Here is a 17,806-nt window from a genome sequence, read left to right as displayed (position 1 = left end):
GTCCGACGAATGGGAGGAGACAAGCTCCTTGTCCGTCTTGCCCTCGCGAACCAGATCATAAGGCGGACTGTCCCGCCCATCTCGAGCCCTCACCGATCCACCTCGCGTGGGTGCGGCGCCCCTGCCTTCCACGCTCCTACTTGCCGCAGGCAGGCTCGCCGGGATGCCCGCAGGACGGCTTCTTACCTGGCTGCGGCTGAGGCTTGGGCTGCTGTGGCATAAGTCGCTCTTGCATCTGGGGCTTCGGCTGCGCATGGAACTCCGGCTTGGGCTGCTGCGGCAGACGCCGTTCTTGGAATTGGGGTTTCGGCTGCGCATGGAACTCCGGCCTCTGCGGCTTGGAGAACACCTGGACGTTCGGCTTTTCCTGCTTGAGTTGGCGCTGCGCATTCCCATTCGGCTTGTTGACCTTGAAGTTTCGCTGGACGTTGACGTCACCGCCACCGGAACCGCCATCGGCGTTCGGCAACTTCCGGAACTTCTTGCCCTTGTCGTTCCCGTTCGCGGAGCCCTGTCCGTTCGGGCTTATGACCACAGCCGGGCCAGGCGACAGTTCCTTGCGCACCAGCTTCCTGGGTTTGCCGTTGTTCTGGTCGGGGAACACCGTCGGATTGTTCTTTTTGAACCTCTCCTGGGCGCTCAGACCGTTCCCTGCCGGCGCGCCGTTGACGGTTGGAAGCCTGCGGAGCTTGCCCTTCCCCTTCCCGGTTTCGTTCTGCTGGCGCATGCCCTGTCCCGTAGCAGAGACGCCGGGATTTCCGGTAGCTTGTTGGTTGTTGCCGCCTGCCGTGCCTTGCTTGCCCAGCAACTTCTTGGACTTGTCGTTATTGGGCAAAGTCTGGCTGTTGAGCACCGGCGGCTTACCGTTGACGAGCGGCAGCGCCCTGCCATTTGCTCCGGGCAAAGCGTGACCGGTCAGCCTGTCAGCCGGCAACTTTTTCGACAGCGGTGTCGCTCGACCGCCGGGCTGCTGACCCTGCGTCGCACCCTGGCCGAGCTTGGCTGGCAGTCCGCCCGGATTCTGGTTGGACTGGGCGGCTTTCTTCTGCAGCAGCGGCGGCAGCGCGACCTTGGCGGCGAGTGCGGCGGTGCCCATGCCCACTGCGGCGCCTGTCATCTTCTGGCCCGTGGTGAGACCGCCCGGCGCGTTGCCATTGCCCTGCCCGGTCTGACTGTTGGTCTCGTTGTTGATCGTCGTGTTGTTGATGATCGTGGTGTTGTGGATGTTGTTGAAGACGATGTTGTCGCGCGGCGGCACAATGTTGTGCGGTGGGTTGACCCACACCGGCACCGGCACGAAGACCGGCACCGGCAGAACGAAGATATCGACTGCCGGCTGCGGGGGCGCCAACACGATGAAATCCGGCGGAGGCGGCGGCAGGAAGATCACCGCGACCGGCGGCGGCGGATCGAAGTCGAACTCGGGGTCGTCGAAATAGAGCACGGGCCGGTCGACGTAGATGATCTCTTCCTCCGGCGGCGGCGGCACGTCGTAGTCATAGACGGTAAAATCCTCCGGCGGCTCCAGCGCGGCATCGAAATGCTCCAGCCGGCGACGGGCATCCCAGGCGTGCGGCCCGTGCGGATAGCGATCGAGGTAGGACCAGTAGGCTTCCGGGGTATCCCTGAGCCAGGTCTGGCGCCAGGTGATCGCCTCGCGCCGCGCCGCCAGGATTGCGCGCACGCGCTTGGCCATCGGGTCGTGCGGATAGGCGCCGAGAAAATCCTCGTAGCCGCGCATCGTATCGCGATCGAGGGCGGCGACGTAAGCGTCGCGCGCGTCGAAGTCGCGGATCGGCTTGGTCCGCATCGTGTGGCTCTCCGACTCCGAAACCTGGGGCGCAGGAGCATCCGGAGAACGATCGAAGAAGACGAACGGCTCGGTGATCTTCGAGGCGTTCCAGGGAACTTCCGCTCCTGCAGTCACTTCGTTGACGCGCAACCGCGTCCGGTCGAACACGTCGCCCAGTTGTAGGCCACCTTCGCGCATCATCTCGGCGAGCGCCTGGGCATAGGCGCCGTACGGGCCCTTGCCCTCCGGCGCGACCGTGCCAGGAGCGGCATTGAAGGCGATGAGCATGTTCGGGTCGGGATCGACCAGCGCGAGGCCGCCGGCAAGTGGCTGATTCGACTGTGCGAAGGAATTCGGTCGCGCCGCATCGAGCACGATAATGTTGACCTTCGTCGGCAGCGCGGCCAGTGGCTTGGTGAGATCGGAAACCCGCACCGCCGCTATCGGCACGTCGGCTGCGTTCGAAATCCGGGCGTCAACCGGCAGGAAATAGTTCTCGCCTTCGAACTGCACGCCATGGCCAGCGAGATAGACAAAGACGACCGCATCAGGACCGGCGGCCGAGACTTTGCCTAAGAAATCACGGAATGAGCCGCGTAACGATTCCTGGTCGACATCGCGCGCACCGACAACATCGAACCCGGCCGCCTGCAATGTCTGTGCGATCAGGCCTGCGTCGTTTGCGGGCGTCGTCAACTCGCCGGATTGATAGCCGGCATTGCCGATGACAAAGGCCAGGCGCTTTTCACTTTGCGCGAGCGCCCCCGTCGCGAAACAGACCGCAAAAACAGCGAGCGCGACAAGGAAACCGAGGAGCTTTTGGGGCGTCCGCATTACAATCCGCCATCCATACGAACAACAACGCTGCAGAGACGGAAATATTCCGCGGACAGTGCCAAGCAGAATCTCGCGCGGCTTTGCGGCACAATTCCGTCCAAAAAGCGCTTTTCGGTTACCCCGGCACGATGCGATCTGCAGGTGCGCCGGATCGGGCGTCGCCCTGCATGTGGACGTGGCTATCGGCGTATCGGACACGGCGACGGTAACAGAAGTCCTGAGCGTAACTGGCTCCGACTACCCGACATCCAAGCAGGGCATGCAGGACTCATCATTCAGAGCCTGCTAAACTACGCGCATATCGGGGACAAGCCATGGTCAATCCTTCGCAACAGATCATGAGGCTAGGATTCTGATTCGCAGTGTCACAGGCGCTGCGCGTCATTGTCGAACTCGGCATCCCCGATCTCCTGGCTGCCAGCGAGCGGTCGGTGGATGAACTAGCGGCTGCCACTCAATCAGATGCTGACTCGCTTTACCGTGTAATGCGACTTCTCTCGCCTGAAGGGGTGTTCAGGGAAGTACTGCCCCGTCATTTCGAGTTGACGGAGGTTGGTGCGGTGCTGCGCTCCGATCGGCAGGGTCCCCGTGACTTCGTCCGTATGATTAACAGCGAGGCCTATCTTGCCTTCGAGCAGCTCCTGCATTCTGTCGGCACCGGAAAGCCGGCCTTCGACAAGGTGTTCGGGAGCCCAAGGTTTGACTGGCTGTCGGAACACCCGGAGCAGGCCTGCCTTGTTTCAGCGCGCCATGGTCGCCTTGAGCCAAGGCAGTAACGAGCCCGTTGCCGAAGCTTATGACTTCAAGCCGTTCACGCGCATCGTCGACGTTGGCGGCGGGCATGGTCAGCTTCTCTCTGCGATCCTGGCCCGCAACCCTCATTTGAGCGGCGTGCTTTTCGATCTGTCTTCAGGCGTCACGGCAGCACGCCAGGGTGCCGGAGGCGACCTGCCGCGTACCGAATTTGTCGCCGGCAATTTTTTTGAAAGCGTTCCCACCGGTGATGCCTACGTCATCAAGAAGGTCGTTCACGATTGGGACGATGGGCGTGCTGCGGAGATCCTGCGAAATTGCCGCAAGGCAATGCTGCCGAACGGGAAGGTGCTTGTGGCCGAAACCCTCGTGCCGCCAGGTGACGAACCGAACCAGATCAAGGGTATCGACGTGGTCATGCTCGCCGTGACTGGCGGCCTGGAGAGAACGCAGGCCCAATACGCAAGCTTGTTCGGCGCCGCTGGGCTGCGCCTTGAGCGAGTGATTCAGATTCGGGGACCCATTTCCATCCTTGAGGGCTGCCCAGCCTAACGCGGCATGGTCGACGTCGCGCCACTGGCCAAACCCAAGACCTCGTCAGACCTCCAGCACCATGGGAAGCCATCTGCCATCATTCGGTCACGGTGTCGCCATGGCGGTGGACGACCCTCCACTGGCCGTCCTCCCGGCGATAGACCTGAGTGACGCGCAACGTGTATGTGCGCGGCTTACCGTCGACCGAGACGGACGTGCGCTCTAGTCCAGTTGTGTAGGCCATATCGCCGATCACGTCGTACGCCTGCACCTCGAAGACGAAGGACGCGCAGTTCGAGAAGCTCTTTCCCAGATAGGCGAAGAGGTCATCAACCTCGGCTTGACCGTTGGCGTTGCGCCACGCACCGAGAACGCTGACCGGATCACGATCGGACCAGAGCGCCCGGCGTGGCGCCGGGTCACCATTGTGGAGGGCAAGCTCGGCTTGGTACAGCGAGGTCTTCACCCACGCCAAGAAGTCTTCACGGTCCTTCATCTTCCTAGCGTCCTCCCTGTGCAGCGCCTTGTCACAATCCGGTAGATTGAATTTCGAAGCTTTTGGGTGTTCAGCATGATCGAGCCGCTATTAGGATGTTTCGACTTATCCGGAGGCTGAAATCAGCGATCGGTAAAATGATTTTACAAATCGCCAACAGGCTGGTGCAGATCGGAGATCAGGTCTTCCTGAGCGCGACCGACCTCGCGAGGACGAAGAGCCCGGTCGAGCAGCCCAGTGCCGCCAAATGAGGCGATGATCTATTAAACGGTGTCGAACGGACGTCAGAAAAAAATCGACCTTACGTGATGGTGGCGGGACATAGCCCGCCACCAAACTGTTAGAGAATGCCGTGGCTTATTTGGAGCCGCCGAGTGCCTTGAGTTTCTCGCAGAACTGAGCATGCGGCTTGCTCATTGCCGCGTCGTTGCATTCCTTCATCATCTTGTCCTGATCGGCCTTGGCCATGCCGGCCCAGGCCTTTTTCATATCGGCGTCCGGCTTCATCGTCTTCATGCTTGCATCGGTGAAGAACGGCGCCATCATCTTGGGTTCGTCGAGCGCGCCGGCAAGCGCCGCGCCGCCCACAATGGTGAACGCAAGTGCGCCGAAACACGCAGTTTTGAAGCTCATGGAATTATCCTTCCCTACTCATTTGCCCCGACCGTCGTTTGCGATCAGGTGCGGATTCTAACGACACATAAGTGACTCCTAAATAATGGCGAATATTAGGATGTCGCTTCACAAATCGACACATCATTGAAATGCTATTGCGGCAAATGTCTCTTTTCCGACAAGACTTTGCTGGACTGCTCGACGCGTTTGCGCCCAATCGCGCTTGCGCGGCATGGATGAAGCGCACCAAGAATCCGCAAAAGCTATAACCCCCGTTCGAGCAATTCCGAGGGCTTCAACAGGCGCGCCTTCGTGCTCCAAGTTGGATAGCCGCTCTTGAGGTCGGCGCTGAATGGCTACCGTGCAAGCGAGCCGCTGGCGACGCGCAACGATTATCTCCGGGCCCGAGTCTCGATCGGTCTTCGCCTGCTACCAACCGTAGCTAAAGGTGGCGCCGCCACCGCCATTGCCGTTCTGCGCGACGTTGGCGTTGGTATTCCTTCCGAACTGGAAAATGCCGTAGGCGTTGTCATTGCCGTTTTGCCGCAGGGTGGCGGAGTGACCGTTGCCCTCCTGTTGGATGATGCCCAGATTGCCGCGACCGTTCTGGCTAATTCCTGCTGCGTTTCCGTGTCCGGACTGACGGATGCTGGCACCATGCAGGCCGCGATACAGCGAATAGAAGCGCAATCCAGTAGACAAGGCCCCGGCGTCGCGGGTGTTGTCAGGAGCAAATGTCACCGAAACCCAGCTCCCTGCGTAGGCCGGTGCGGACAACGCCGCTTGGCCGACTCCGCCGGCAACGAGAGCGGCGGTAAGGGTCTTGAACATGTTGAGCGTCATCTTGGTCTCCATTTCCGATTGCCTCAGCCTATGGCCAACCTTCTCATTTCGTGGCTGAACACTCTTGGAATCCCTCGTTCAGCTGTCGTTCAGTCATTTTCCCCTGGCCTGGCGCACATGGAAAAGGGCGCCGAATGCCGACGCCCTTCTTTCGTAGATATGGCGATGCGATCAGGTTGCGCCACCAACCCGTTCGGCGCAGCCGATGTTCTTGCCATCGACCGTAATCTCGAGCCTGGCGTCGTAGACGGCGCCTTTCGCGCCAAGCGTGACGACGCCGAGCGTCGCCGGCTTGCCAAGTGTAGCGCTGAAAGCGCCGCCCTGCTCGATATTGGTGCCGCCGGTGCGACCGGCACTTTCTATATGGAAGGAATAGGTGCCGCTCACGTTTCTGTCGGCATGGGCGAGCGCCTCAAGCAAGACCATGTCGCCTTCCGGCGTGACGCGGATCTCGCAGCGCACCGGACCAATGGACTGGTCGGCGGTGGCCATGGCCGCCTGCGCGCCGACCGGGATCAGAACCAGGGCGAGTGCGGCCATGACGCGGCGGGGATGCTTGACGATGTGTGGCATGGTTCGTCTCCTTGGCGTTCGTTGGGTGGCCTCGGACTCTTTCCACGGCCGCCCGGCCGTTGCCGTGTTTATGGGCAGGCCTGGACGAAAGCGGCGACGTTGCCGCTGCCGCCCTGGCTGACGTTGGCATCGCAGCCGTGGCCCACCTGCACGCCGGCAGCGATGTTGCCGTTGCCGTCCTGAGTCAGGATGGTGGTGTGGTTGGAGCCGAACTGGCCGACGCCGGCCACGTTGCGGTTGCCGTTCTGATAGGTGGCGCCGTAGTTGCCGACCCCTTGCTGGCCGATGGCCGAAAGGTTGTGGCGCCCACGCTGCTGGCCGATCACTGTGTTGAAGCGGCCGTTCTGGTAGACCCGGATACGGTTCTTGAAGCCGTTCTGGGCGCCGCCAGCCGAGTTCGACCAGCCATATTGCTCGATGCTCACGTCGTTGGCCATGGCCGGGGCGGCGGCGGCAATACCGACAAGAGCGGCGAGCGCGGTTGCGATGAAAGAATTGCGGATCATGAGAGCGTCTCCTTTGGCGGACGGGACCGCGAGTTGAACGGCTTCTTTTTAGGAGCTGCCGTTCGAACCGATGCTGAAGGCGGCGTTCAGATGGAGTTCAGGAAGGACTAATTGATCGCGCTACTGAGACTTTAGAGAGCATTTCCGGCATTCGGGCCGAACATTCACCGGAGAGGGGCCCGCGGTGAATTGAGGCTTCTCTCGACCACTTGTCAAAACCTGGTAGCCCTGCCCTTCCATCATCTGTTCAAGGGGGGCGGCCATACCATTCATACTAATTTGTAAGGTAGGCGCGCGGAACCGAAGCGGGGGTTTGCAGCTTCCTAGTTTCAACGGAGGATGCATAAGGCACACCAATGTTCAACGACAGGGAATCACGATTTTTAGAGGCAGGGCTGTTCGTCGCTGTGCCGCTCTCAATCCTGGTCGCGGTGTTAATGGTTAGCCTTACGTTTGGCTGGTTTGGATGAGCACAAGTGCGATCAATTTTCTTTGGGGTCTGAATAATAACCGTCACCTCTTCAGAAGACTGTCTTCGTAGTCGGCGCGACCCTCCTCAGCATCGGCCTCATATTCAGTAAATATTACCACCGCCGATCTTAGATCGGGACCTTTAGCAATCCGCACGTTAGCTGGCGGATTTTTACATTGGGCGGGGTTTAATCGTGGACGCAAATGCAGCAAACCCGGTTGTCGGGCCATCCAAGCCGGGACTGCTCAGCATCCTTGGACCCGGCCTGATCACCGGAGCCTCGGACGACGATCCAAGCGGCATTGCAACGTATTCTCAGGTCGGTGCCCAGTTCGGTTACGGCATGGGCTGGGTCATGTTGTTCAGCTGGCCTCTGATGTGCGCTATCCAGGAGATCAGCGCCAGGATCGGCCGTGTCACCGGTCGAGGTATCGCGGGCAATCTGCGAAAGCACTATCCGGCCAGCGTCGGAATTTCCATCGTTTCGTTGCTCATGGTCGCCAATATCATCAACATCGGCGCCGACCTGGGAGCAATGGGAGCTGCGCTAAAGCTAATTATTGGCGGGCCGCAGCTGCTTTACGTTGCGGCGTTTGGCGTCGTGACCGTCCTGCTTGAAATCTTTTCCCGTTACTCCCGCTATGTGTCTGTACTGAAGTGGCTGACGCTGTCACTTCTGGCGTATGTCGCCGTGGCCTTCGTGGCGAAAGTCCCCTGGGCGACGGTCGGCTACAACCTCATTGTGCCTCACATCAGTTTTGAGGGCCAATATATCACCTCCGTCGTAGCCATCCTTGGGACGACGATCAGTCCCTATCTTTTTTCTGGCAGGCCGGACAAGAGGTAGAGGAGGTCAAGGAGCGCAAGGAGGCATCGCCGCTCAAAGTCGCTCCCAGACAGGCGCCGGAAGAACTGACACGCATCCGCATCGATACCTATTTTGGCATGGCCATCTCCAACGCCGTCGCCCTTTTCATTATCGTGACAACGGCGGCCACGCTCAATGCCAACGGTGTGACCGACATTCAGACCTCTTCGCAGGCGGCCGAAGCGCTTCGTCCGATCGCCGGCCAGTTTGCGTTCTTCGTCTTTGCGCTTGGAATAATTGGCACAGGCTTGCTGGCCTTGCCCGTGCTCGCCGGATCGTCCGCCTATGCGTTGGGAGAGACGCTCGGCTGGAACGTGGGATTAGCCAAAAAACCGCACCGGGCTAAAGCCTTCTACAGCACGATCGCTGTGGCGACCCTGGTCGGGATCGCCCTTAATTTCACCCCGATCGATCCGATAAAGGCTCTGTTCTGGAGCGCGGTTATCAATGGCGTCGTGGCTGTGCCAGTCATGGGTATGATGATGCATCTCTCGAGCAAGCGCGCGGCAATGGGAGACTTTCAGCTGCCGACAGGGCTCAAAATTGTCGGCTGGCTTGCCACTGCGGTCATGGCCGTGGCCGCAGTTGGCCTCTTTGCGACGTGGTAATATGGGCTTGCGAACGATAGAACGGGTATCTGATGCGTCGGGCCTCACGGGATTCCAAAACGCCTCAAATAGGTTGCTCAAGGCGTCGTCGTTGTCGTTGACTTGTTACGGCCGTTACATCATGCTGATGCGATGGTTGTCCTGACGTGGCTTCTTTTGACATACAAAGTGCCTCCAGAGCCCGGCACCAAGCGCGTTGCGCTATGGCGGCGGCTGAAGGGCATGGGCGCGATTTACCTGCAGAACGGTGTCTGCCTGCTGCCGAAGACCGACGATCATGTGCGCCGGCTGAAAATGCTGGAGAACGATGTTTCCAAGATGGGCGGCGAATCCGTCATCCTGGAGACGGTCGCCCTTGATCGCGCTCAAGAGGACAAGGTGGTCGCCCGCTTCAAGGCGGATCGCGACGACCAGTACCGCGAGTTTCTCGGGCGGTGCGCCGGCTTCGAGGTCGAGATCGCCAAGGAGATCACGATCAACAAGTTCACCTATGCCGAGCTCGAAGAAGAAGACACCGATCTGAAGAAGCTCCAAGGCTGGCTGGAGAAGATCAAGAAGCTCGATTTCTACGGTGCATCACTTGCGGATGAAGCAGCCGAACGGCTGCGGGCCTGCGAGGCGTTGCTCGACAGTTACGCTCAACGGGTCTTCGACGCACACGACGAAAATCGGTGAGGTGAGCGGTCAGTATGACGGAACAGGCGCGATGACAACCGAGATCATGGAACGCCCCACATCCAGGCAGCGGATTCCGGCCGGCATTTGGGTCCTCGGTTTTGTCTCGATGCTGATGGACATCTCATCGGAGATGATCCACGCGCTGCTGCCCATCTACATGGTGACGGTGCTTGGCACTTCGGCCCTTACCGTCGGCGTCATCGAGGGCATCGCCGAAGCGACCGCCTCGATCACCAAGGTCTTTTCCGGAGCATTGAGCGACTGGCTCGGCAAGCGCAAACTCCTCGCCGTGCTCGGTTATGGCCTGGCGGCCTTCACCAGGCCGATCTTCCCATTGGCGTCCTCGATCGACTGGCTCATCGCGGCGCGTTTCATCGACCGTGTCGGCAAAGGCATTCGCGGCGCGCCGCGGGACGCGCTTGTCGCCGACATTGCCCCGCCGCATCTGCGCGGAGCAAGTTTTGGCCTGCGCCAGTCGCTCGACACGATCGGTTCGTTTCTCGGGCCTCTCATTGCCATTGGCTTGATGTGGCTGACAGCTTTTCATTTTAAGACGGTATTCTGGTTTGCCATCATCCCGGCATTCCTGTCCGTCGGACTGCTCCTCGTCGCCGTGAAAGAACCGGAGCGCCCGAAGGAGCAGCGCCGTGTCCGCATGCCGCTGCATCGCGACGAGCTACGCCATCTGGGGGCGACCTATTGGTGGGTCGTGGCGATTGCGACGGTTTTCACTCTTGCTCGGTTCAGCGAAGCATTCCTCATTTTGCGTGCGCAATCCATCGGTCTGCCGATGGTGCTGGCCCCGATGGTCCTAGTGATCATGAGCCTCGCCTACTTCATGTCGGCCTATCCTGTCGGAGTGCTGTCTGATCGTGTGAACCGCCTGACAATCCTGATCGTTGGTCTGTTTCTGCTCCTCGCAGCCGATCTGGTTCTCGCTTTTGCGCCGGGGACAATCGGACTTGTGCTCGGAGTGGTCCTCTGGGGGCTGCACATGGGCTTCACCCAAGGATTGCTGGCGACGTTGATAGCCGATGCGGCCCCGGCGGAATTGCGCGGGACCGCCTTCGGCATGTTCAACCTCGTCACCGGGTTGGCGCTCCTCATCGCAAGCGTGGTCGCAGGGGCTCTCTGGGATGCGACCGGGCCGCAAGGCACTTTCCTTGCAGGCGCTGTCTTCACCGTGTTGACCTTGGTAGGCCTGCTCCCTGTTCGAACGCGGTTGGGTAAGCGGGAGGCGTCCTGAAAGTGGGCCGTCTCTCGCGGTTTCTTTTCGAAATGGAATGGTGATGGAATGGAAAATCTGGATGCGCAGGTGACGGGCTGGATCAACAACCCTTCAGGACACAACAACCTGATCGATTTGCTCATGATCGCCGTCACACAGGTGGGCGTGCCACTGTTGATCTTGGCCGTGGTGGCGTCCTGGTGGTGGGGTGGCGGCGGTCGCTCCGAAAGGCATGTTGCGGTTGCCTGCGGCCTGTCGTTCCTGCTTGGGCTGGCTCTCAACCAGATCATTCTGCTTCTGGTCCATCGCATACGCCCCTACGACGCCGGCGTGTCACACCTGCTGATCGCGCGTAGCGCCGATCCGTCGTTTCCTTCGGATCATGCCACCGCCAGCTTTGCCATCGTCTTCAGCTATGCTTTCAGCACCCGTGTCCAAAAGGCATTGTGGTTCTTCGCGGCCGCCCTGCTCGTCGTGATTTCCCGTGTCTATGTCGGGACCCATTACGTTAGCGACATCCTGGGCGGTGTCGCGACCGCGCTTGTCGCCGCCGGGCTGGTCCGGATCGCTTATCGGGAGGACACCCGCATCGATCGATGGGTGACCGGAATTCTGTAAGTGGGCGTCGGTGGAAACCGTGATGTCGGGCAGATGCCGCAGCTCAAAAACCCAGAGGGCTCAAAAATGGCGCACGAATCCTTTTCACCGAACCGGATCAATCGCTCCCGCTTGCTTGCCCTTGCCTATCTCTTGCTGGTCATGTCGCCCGTGACTCCGGTATCCGCCAGCGCCGCTCTCGAAGCTAAAATGGCGGGACTCGCGGATGCGACGGTGCTGATCATACGTCATGCCGAAAAGCCCGACAGCGGGACTGGGCTATCGCCTGCGGGGGAGGCACGCGCGCAGGCCTATGTCGGATATTTTCAACATCTCACGCTGAATGGTGCAGCATTTCGCCCTGATACGCTGATAGCGACCGCAGATTCCAAAAACAGTGCGCGCGAGCGTCTGACGCTTACGCCCTTGAGCCAGGCGCTTGGGATTCCTCTGGATCTGAGATTCAGCAACAAGGATATCGCAGGCCTTGTTCACGCCTTGACGAACGAAGCCCACGGAAAGTCCGTGCTTATTGCCTGGCATCACGGCACGTTGCCGCAGATCATTGAGGCGCTGGGCGGCGACCCGCACGCGGTCCTGCCCGACGGCTACTGGCCCGAAGGCGTCTTCGACGCCGTCGTGGCGCTTCGCTACGACCACAACGGGAGGTTCATTCCGGGCTCGGAGCAGCTCATTCACGAAGATTTCGCAAAGCCGCCGGGACTGATCAAGGGAGCGAACTCCCAATGAGCCCCTCCCCAGTACAAAGCCTTCGCCGGGCGCTCCGGAGCTTCCGACAAAACGGGGGACCATAAATGTCCTTTTTCTCGGCGCTCACAGACTACATCGCTTCGCATCCGCATCTGGCCTATGCCGCGATCTTTCTGCTGGCCCTGTCGGAGTCCATTCCGGTCATCGGCGCGATCGTTCCGGGAACGGCCATCATCGTTGGCCTCGCCGCTCTTGTCCCGAGCGGCGTGCTGATGCTCTGGCCGATGTTGATTGCAGCCTTTCTGGGCGCGATCGTCGGCGACGGGCTGTCTTTCTGGCTTGGCCACCGTTACCACCATGAAATCCTTCTGCGGTGGCCGTTGAACCGTTATCCCGAACTCATCGCCCGCAGCGAGGCGTTCTTCGAGCGGCACGGCGGCAAGAGCGTCTTTCTGGCGCGCTTCACGCCAGGCGTCCGCGCCTTCATCCCGCTCGTGGCAGGCATGTTGCGAATGCCGGCCCGCCGATTTTATTACGCCAACATTCTCTCGGCATTCGTCTGGGCGCCGTCGCACATCCTGCCTGGTGTGTTCGTCGGCGCATATTTCAGCGTTGCCGGCGCTGCCGCGGGCCGGCTCGCGGTGCTCCTTATCGCCCTGATTATTATCCTGTGGGTCATCGTTTGGGTTGTGCGTCACACGGTACGCCGGGGCATTCCCCTCCTTCTGGCCAATGTGGAGCAGCTGCGAGGCTGGGCGGATACTGGGGATACCTGGGCGATGCGCCAAATCCGTTCCTTGCTCGATCCGGCCCAGAAGGAAACGAAAATCCTCGCGGCGCTGGCACTGTTGCTCGTCGCCGCCGCCTGGATCTTCTTCGGCATCCTCGAGGATGTCGTCAGCGGCGATCCGCTGGTACGCACCGATGCCGCAGTCTATCAAATTCTTCAGGATCTCCGGACGCCGTTGGGCGATTCCTTGATGGTCGGCTTCACGGAACTCGGCGACACGACGGTGGTGATTGCGATTGCCGTCCTCGTGTTCCTGTGGCTGGCCTGGACGCGCGCCTGGCGCACCGCCGCTTACTGGGTGGCCGCCATCGGCGGCGCGGCAGCCATCAACACGGGCATCAAGGTTGCCCTCCATCGCGCGCGTCCGACCGAGAACCTCTATTCCGGTTGGAGCGATTTTTCTTTTCCCAGTGGCCACAGCACGGAGAACGCCGTCCTGTATGGTTTTCTGGCTTTCCTGATCGCTCGGCGCGTCCGGCCAACTTGGGGTCTCCCGGTTGCGCTAGCTGCGGCCGTTTTGGTGGCCTTGATCGCCTTCTCCCGGCTCTACCTCGGTGCCCACTGGTTCTCCGACGTGGCGGGCGGATTGGCCTTCGCGACGGCATGGCTGGCCCTGCTCTGCATCGCCTACTTGCATCATCAACCGTCCGAAAAAGGCGCCGGAGGTCTCCTAGCGGTGGCCTGCGCCGGCCTGGTCGTCGCAGGCGGATATCATGTCTATCGCAACCACACCAAGGACATGGAGCGTTACGCAGTCCAATACGAGGCACCGTCGATCCTCACGGCGGATTGGTGGGCGCGGGATTGGCAGCAAATGCCTGTGCAACGGATCGATCTCGCAGGCGAGATCGAGGAACCGCTGACATTCCAATGGGCCGGAAGCCTGGAACGTCTCGAAGCAGATTTGGCGCAAAAAGGCTGGCGCGCGCCATCTCCATGGACGTTGGCCGGCGCTCTCGCGTGGTTCACGCCGCACCCTGGTCCGATGGAACTTCCAACGTCGCCCTATATGGAGCGCGGACGCCTACCGAGCCTAACACTGGTCCATCCCAATGACGAGGTAGGCGGCACCAGCTCACGTTTAGTGCTCCGGATGTGGGCCACCGACATTGATTTGCGAAATGGCCACCTGACGGAACTCTGGATCGGGTCGGTTGTCGAGGAACGGCTGGGTAACCGCTTCCCGCTCTTCACGGTGGCGCAGGCGCAGCCCGATGCGAACGCGCCCCGCAACCTGCTGGCTGCGTCTCTCGACGCTGGCCGCCTCGTACCTCGGCCCGATCGGAGTTCGACCCACATTTGGGATGGCCAGGTTCTGCTGGCCTTCGACAGAAGCATTCAAGTTGATCAAGATGGCGGAACACTGCCGAACGGTTCTGCCAAACGGTAGTTTCAATGATGCTGCCCGGTTGATTGATTGGGCTCGGTCGGGCGGTGCGACAGGAGCTACGTTGGGATCCCTTGGCTGTGGGGTACGGTCCAGCAGAGAAAGGTGGATAACCCGCACATGACCGCCGCGGAGCAAAATGCCAGGTCCGAGGAAAGTAGTGGCAGGTGGCGATTTGCTAAGCTGCTGTACTGGGTCTACGAGCGTCGGCTGCTACGTCAGATTCGCGGACGGGTATTCCCACGCCATGTCGGTTTCATCCTGGACGGCAACAGGCGCCATGGACGTCAACGAGGATTGCAAGATTTCAACGAGATTTATCGGCGTGGCGCCGAGAAGCTCGACGACGTGCTTAGTTGGTGCGCCGAGTTGCAGATCCCTGCTGTCACGCTCTGGGTATTCTCCACGGAGAACCTCAAACGCTCGCCCGAGGAAATTTCTGGAATTCTCGCGGCAGTCGAGTCCAAGATCGCCGCTCTTGCCAGCGATCCACTCACGCATCGACAACGTATCCGGGTGCGGGCGATCGGCAGACTTGATATCCTACCGGCATCGGTCATCGCGGTCATTCGAATGGCGGAAGCGGCGACTGCGCAATACGATTCCCTGACGCTGACGATTGCGGTCGCTTACGGCGGGCGCGAAGAGATCGCCGACGCAGTCCGCTCGCTGCTTCGAGACGAGGCGGCTCAGGGGATCGCGTTGCCGAACATCATTGAGCGCGTCACCCCCGAAGCCATTGCTCGCCACCTTTACGCGGCTGATCTACCCGATCCAGACCTCATCATCCGCACCAGCGGCGAGGTGCGTTTATCCGGATTTCTGCTTTGGCAGAGTGTGCACTCCGAATTCTACTTCACGGACGTGTACTGGCCGGCGTTCCGCAAGATCGACTTCTTGCGCGCGATCCGGTCGTTCCAGCAGCGGACGCGGCGCTTTGGGCAGTGAGACGGCCACAGAACTGCAACCAAGGGATCTTCTCACCCTTTCTCAAATGGCGCGCACATGACAGTCCTGGTCCTCCTCAACGCAAGCGCCGGTACCATTCAGCGCGCCAACTACGATGTCGAAGCATTCGTTCGACACGGGTTGCAAGCGCGCGGATTGGAAGCCGAGGTGCGAATGGCGGGCGGGAGCCAGATCGCGGAGATGGCCCACAGCTTCGTCTCGGCGAAATCACCCGGCGGCAAACCAAGGACCCTGGTGGTCGGCGGCGGCGATGGCACCCTCGGCTCCGCAGCGTCGGCGGTAGTGGGAACGGATGTCGTGATGGGCGTTCTGCCGCTCGGTACCCTCAATCATTTCGCCAGGGATCTCGGTTTGTCGAATGATCTGGGCGCGGCCATGGACATCATCGCCGCCGGCCATGTCGAGCAGATCGATGTCGCGGAGGTGAACGGCCGGGTCTTCCTCAACAATTCGTCCATCGGCGTTTATCCGTTTCTCGTCGCCGAACGAACCGCCGAGCAGAAGCGGCTGGGCGTGGGAAAGCTTGCCGCTCTCGGCCCGGCGCTTATCCGGACGCTCAGGGCTTCATCTTGGAAGAGGGTACGGATTTCTATCGGCAACGAGCGAAGCCAGAAGACGCTTTGCGTGTTCGTTGGCAACAATTTCTACGATCTGCGCGCGCTTGGCCATCGCGACAGTCTTACGTCCGGAGAGCTGTGTGTCTACGTAGTGAGGCAGCAGTCCTGGCTGGGGCTCGCGCTGCTCCCGTTCAAGGCCGCGCTCGGGTTGATCGACCCAGTCCGCGATGTCGAGCTCTTCCGGGTTCAAAATCTGGAGGTCAGTGCGCGCCGCCGACACCTGCGCATCGCGATGGACGGCGAAACTGTCGAGGCGATACCTCCATTGCTCTACCGCATAAGGCCGCGCTCTTTGCGAGTGCTCGCGCCTCCCTTGAAAAACCATGCCACTTAAAGGCTCGCTGCAACACACGGTGTTCCAGCAAATTGCAACGGAGTGGGCTCAATGCGGCACCTGGCGAACACAATGCTTCAGTCCATCCGAAAGGCAATCCAGACAAATCCGGCACTTCAGCGCCACATCGCATCCCACCCGCGTTTTTGGGGCTGGCTTGCCAAGCGATTCACCTCCGAACCATTTGGCCTGCGCCTGACCGTTGGCGCAGCGCTGGCGTCCGCCTGCCTGTTCTTTTTCCTCTCGGTTGTTCAGGATTTGATCGCCAACGAGGCCGTCGTTCTCGCCGATCTGCGCCTGCTATCCTTGGTTCAAATGTATCGCACGCCCGGCCTGAACAAGGGTATGCTCTTCCTGACCTATCTGGGAAACTGGCAGATCGTCACCGCTGGCGCCAGCTTGCTTGTCCTTTATCTTGCGCTCACTCGCCGATGGCTCTGGATTCTGGCGCTGCTCATCTCGATTGGCGGCGGCGAAATTCTTGTGCAGTTGGGAAAGGTGGGCTTTGGCCGTGCCCGTCCCGATCTCGTCAATGCCTTGATCCCAGCTCAAGGCCCGAGCTTTCCGAGCGGTCACGCCTTTGTGGCGATATGTTTCTACGGCCTGGTCGGATGGTTCGCGATCGATCGAGTGGAGACATGGAAAGCGAAGGCCGCAATCGCAGCCATGACGATAGCCACCGTATTGGCCATCGGCTTTTCGCGAATCTATCTCGGAGTCCATTGGCCATCCGACGTGATCGCAAGCTTTGGCCTGGGCGCAGCCTGGCTCACAGCGACAATCACCTTTTTCAGCGTTGCGCGAGCGTCGGCCGCCGATGGCACTTCCTGCCCCACGGGTGCCTGGCCAAGAGCCATGGCGGTATGTCTCGTCGTAGCCTGGGCGGGCATCGTAGCCGCGTTCAATTACATGCACCCGTTTGTCGACAAAAGCCCGCCCAGGAACGCGCCGATCGACCTGCCCGAAACGAACTTCCCGGCGGCGATGTTCGCCTTGGCCCCGCGGTTCAGCGAAGACATAACCGGAAGGCCGATGGAGCCAATCAATGTCATCCTGATAGGGAGCGAGGCTGATCTCGAGAACGCCTTTGGTCAGGCCGGATGGGAACCGACGGACAAGATTTCGATCTTAAGCAGCTGGCACTTGCTTGTCGCGGAGCTTCGCAACCGGCCTCCTCCGCGTGCGCCGGGGCTTCCGACATTCTGGAACGGGCAGCCCAATCAACGGGGCTTTCAACATGTGGACTCTGGCGGCTCGCCGCGTGAGCGACACCACCTCCATTTGTGGGACACGGACTTTCGCGTCTCCGGCAATTCGGTTTGGCTTGGCACGGTTCATTTCGACAAGGAGGCCAAGACCAAAAGCGGAAGAGGTCTGCTTATCCATCAGGTGGATCCGGACATCGACAAGGAGCGGGATGCGTTGCGCGCCGTCCTCCTTCAGCCGAAGTGCGCCGGGAAGATAGATGAGGCGGTCGTGACCGAGCCGATGACAGGCAAAAATGCCATAGGAAATCCGTTCTTCACGGACGGCAAGGCCATTGTCGCCTTCCTGGATTGCAGACACGGGTAGCGTCCGCCTGCCCACGCTGATGCAAT

General features: G+C 60.5%; 18 protein-coding genes. 12 read left to right on the top strand and 6 right to left on the bottom strand.

The window, feature by feature from the left end; genetic code table 11:
- Positions 1–136: 136 nt before the first annotated feature.
- The gene (locus tag AC07SZ_RS04880) at positions 137–2,626 is read right to left on the bottom strand and encodes a caspase family protein (protein WP_494913493.1); all 2,490 of its coding nucleotides are present in this window, start codon (positions 2,624–2,626) and stop codon (positions 137–139) included.
- Positions 2,627–2,991: 365 nt separating this feature from the next.
- Here AC07SZ_RS04880 and AC07SZ_RS04875 point away from each other — a divergent pair, with 365 nt between their 5' ends.
- Both AC07SZ_RS04875 and AC07SZ_RS04870 read left to right on the top strand, forming a co-directional pair.
- On the top strand, positions 2,992–3,405 hold the full coding sequence (locus tag AC07SZ_RS04875; protein WP_494913492.1) for a methyltransferase family protein: 414 nt from the start codon (positions 2,992–2,994) through the stop codon (positions 3,403–3,405).
- Positions 3,365–3,934: a methyltransferase gene (locus AC07SZ_RS04870; protein ID WP_494913491.1), complete on the top strand. Its 570-nt coding sequence runs from the start codon at positions 3,365–3,367 to the stop codon at positions 3,932–3,934. Before AC07SZ_RS04875 ends, AC07SZ_RS04870 begins: the two co-directional genes overlap by 41 nt.
- 79 nt (positions 3,935–4,013) lie before the next feature.
- Here the strand turns inward: AC07SZ_RS04870 and AC07SZ_RS04865 are convergent, their stop codons facing one another.
- The 5 genes from AC07SZ_RS04865 to AC07SZ_RS04845 all read right to left on the bottom strand — a co-directional run bounded on the left by AC07SZ_RS04865 (position 4,014) and on the right by AC07SZ_RS04845 (position 6,949).
- Entirely contained in the window at positions 4,014–4,412 is a 399-nt protein-coding gene (locus tag AC07SZ_RS04865) for a YybH family protein (RefSeq protein WP_494913489.1), read from the bottom strand.
- A gap of 357 nt (positions 4,413–4,769) precedes the next feature.
- Positions 4,770–5,045: a hypothetical protein gene (locus AC07SZ_RS04860; protein ID WP_258585468.1), complete on the bottom strand. Its 276-nt coding sequence runs from the start codon at positions 5,043–5,045 to the stop codon at positions 4,770–4,772.
- Positions 5,046–5,456: 411 nt separating this feature from the next.
- Positions 5,457–5,870, bottom strand: coding sequence for a curlin (locus AC07SZ_RS04855; protein WP_494913487.1), 414 nt, complete (start codon positions 5,868–5,870; stop codon positions 5,457–5,459).
- A 171-nt stretch (positions 5,871–6,041) separates the two neighbouring features.
- On the bottom strand, positions 6,042–6,443 hold the full coding sequence (csgH, locus tag AC07SZ_RS04850) for a curli-like amyloid fiber formation chaperone CsgH (protein ID WP_494913485.1): 402 nt from the start codon (positions 6,441–6,443) through the stop codon (positions 6,042–6,044).
- A 68-nt stretch (positions 6,444–6,511) separates the two neighbouring features.
- Complete coding sequence (locus AC07SZ_RS04845; RefSeq protein WP_494913483.1) at positions 6,512–6,949, bottom strand: curlin; 438 nt, start codon at positions 6,947–6,949, stop codon at positions 6,512–6,514.
- Positions 6,950–7,614: 665 nt separating this feature from the next.
- On the opposite strand from AC07SZ_RS04845, the gene AC07SZ_RS04840 reads away from it, so the two are divergent.
- The 10 genes from AC07SZ_RS04840 to AC07SZ_RS04795 all read left to right on the top strand — a co-directional run bounded on the left by AC07SZ_RS04840 (position 7,615) and on the right by AC07SZ_RS04795 (position 17,780).
- Complete coding sequence (locus AC07SZ_RS04840; RefSeq protein ID WP_494913481.1) at positions 7,615–8,268, top strand: NRAMP family divalent metal transporter; 654 nt, start codon at positions 7,615–7,617, stop codon at positions 8,266–8,268.
- On the top strand, positions 8,190–8,897 hold the full coding sequence (locus AC07SZ_RS04835; RefSeq protein ID WP_494913642.1) for an NRAMP family divalent metal transporter: 708 nt from the start codon (positions 8,190–8,192) through the stop codon (positions 8,895–8,897). Before AC07SZ_RS04840 ends, AC07SZ_RS04835 begins: the two co-directional genes overlap by 79 nt.
- 132 nt (positions 8,898–9,029) lie before the next feature.
- Positions 9,030–9,572: a Chromate resistance protein ChrB gene (locus AC07SZ_RS04830; RefSeq protein ID WP_494913479.1), complete on the top strand. Its 543-nt coding sequence runs from the start codon at positions 9,030–9,032 to the stop codon at positions 9,570–9,572.
- A 31-nt stretch (positions 9,573–9,603) separates the two neighbouring features.
- On the top strand, positions 9,604–10,821 hold the full coding sequence (locus AC07SZ_RS04825) for an MFS transporter (protein ID WP_494913640.1): 1,218 nt from the start codon (positions 9,604–9,606) through the stop codon (positions 10,819–10,821).
- Between the two features lie 48 nt (positions 10,822–10,869).
- Positions 10,870–11,421 carry a phosphatase PAP2 family protein gene (locus AC07SZ_RS04820; RefSeq protein ID WP_494913478.1) on the top strand — a complete coding sequence of 184 codons (552 nt, stop codon included), beginning with the start codon at positions 10,870–10,872 and terminating at the stop codon, positions 11,419–11,421.
- On the top strand, positions 11,422–12,150 hold the full coding sequence (locus AC07SZ_RS04815; protein WP_494913476.1) for a hypothetical protein: 729 nt from the start codon (positions 11,422–11,424) through the stop codon (positions 12,148–12,150). It abuts the gene before it with no gap.
- 65 nt (positions 12,151–12,215) lie between these two features.
- Positions 12,216–14,291 carry a bifunctional DedA family/phosphatase PAP2 family protein gene (locus AC07SZ_RS04810; protein ID WP_494913475.1) on the top strand — a complete coding sequence of 692 codons (2,076 nt, stop codon included), beginning with the start codon at positions 12,216–12,218 and terminating at the stop codon, positions 14,289–14,291.
- Positions 14,292–14,408: 117 nt separating this feature from the next.
- Positions 14,409–15,236 (top strand): polyprenyl diphosphate synthase, encoded by an 828-nt coding sequence (uppS, locus tag AC07SZ_RS04805; protein WP_494913473.1) that lies wholly within the window; start codon positions 14,409–14,411, stop codon positions 15,234–15,236.
- Positions 15,237–15,293: 57 nt separating this feature from the next.
- Positions 15,294–16,208 (top strand): diacylglycerol/lipid kinase family protein, encoded by a 915-nt coding sequence (locus AC07SZ_RS04800; RefSeq protein ID WP_494913471.1) that lies wholly within the window; start codon positions 15,294–15,296, stop codon positions 16,206–16,208.
- Between the two features lie 72 nt (positions 16,209–16,280).
- The gene (locus AC07SZ_RS04795; RefSeq protein WP_494913470.1) at positions 16,281–17,780 is read left to right on the top strand and encodes an LssY C-terminal domain-containing protein; all 1,500 of its coding nucleotides are present in this window, start codon (positions 16,281–16,283) and stop codon (positions 17,778–17,780) included.
- Positions 17,781–17,806: the final 26 nt, after the last annotated feature.

Source organism: Mesorhizobium sp. GW821-FHT07A06, from assembly GCF_059419085.1.
Note: the sequence above shows the minus strand (reverse complement) of the source record. Positions and strands in the feature narration are given on the sequence as shown.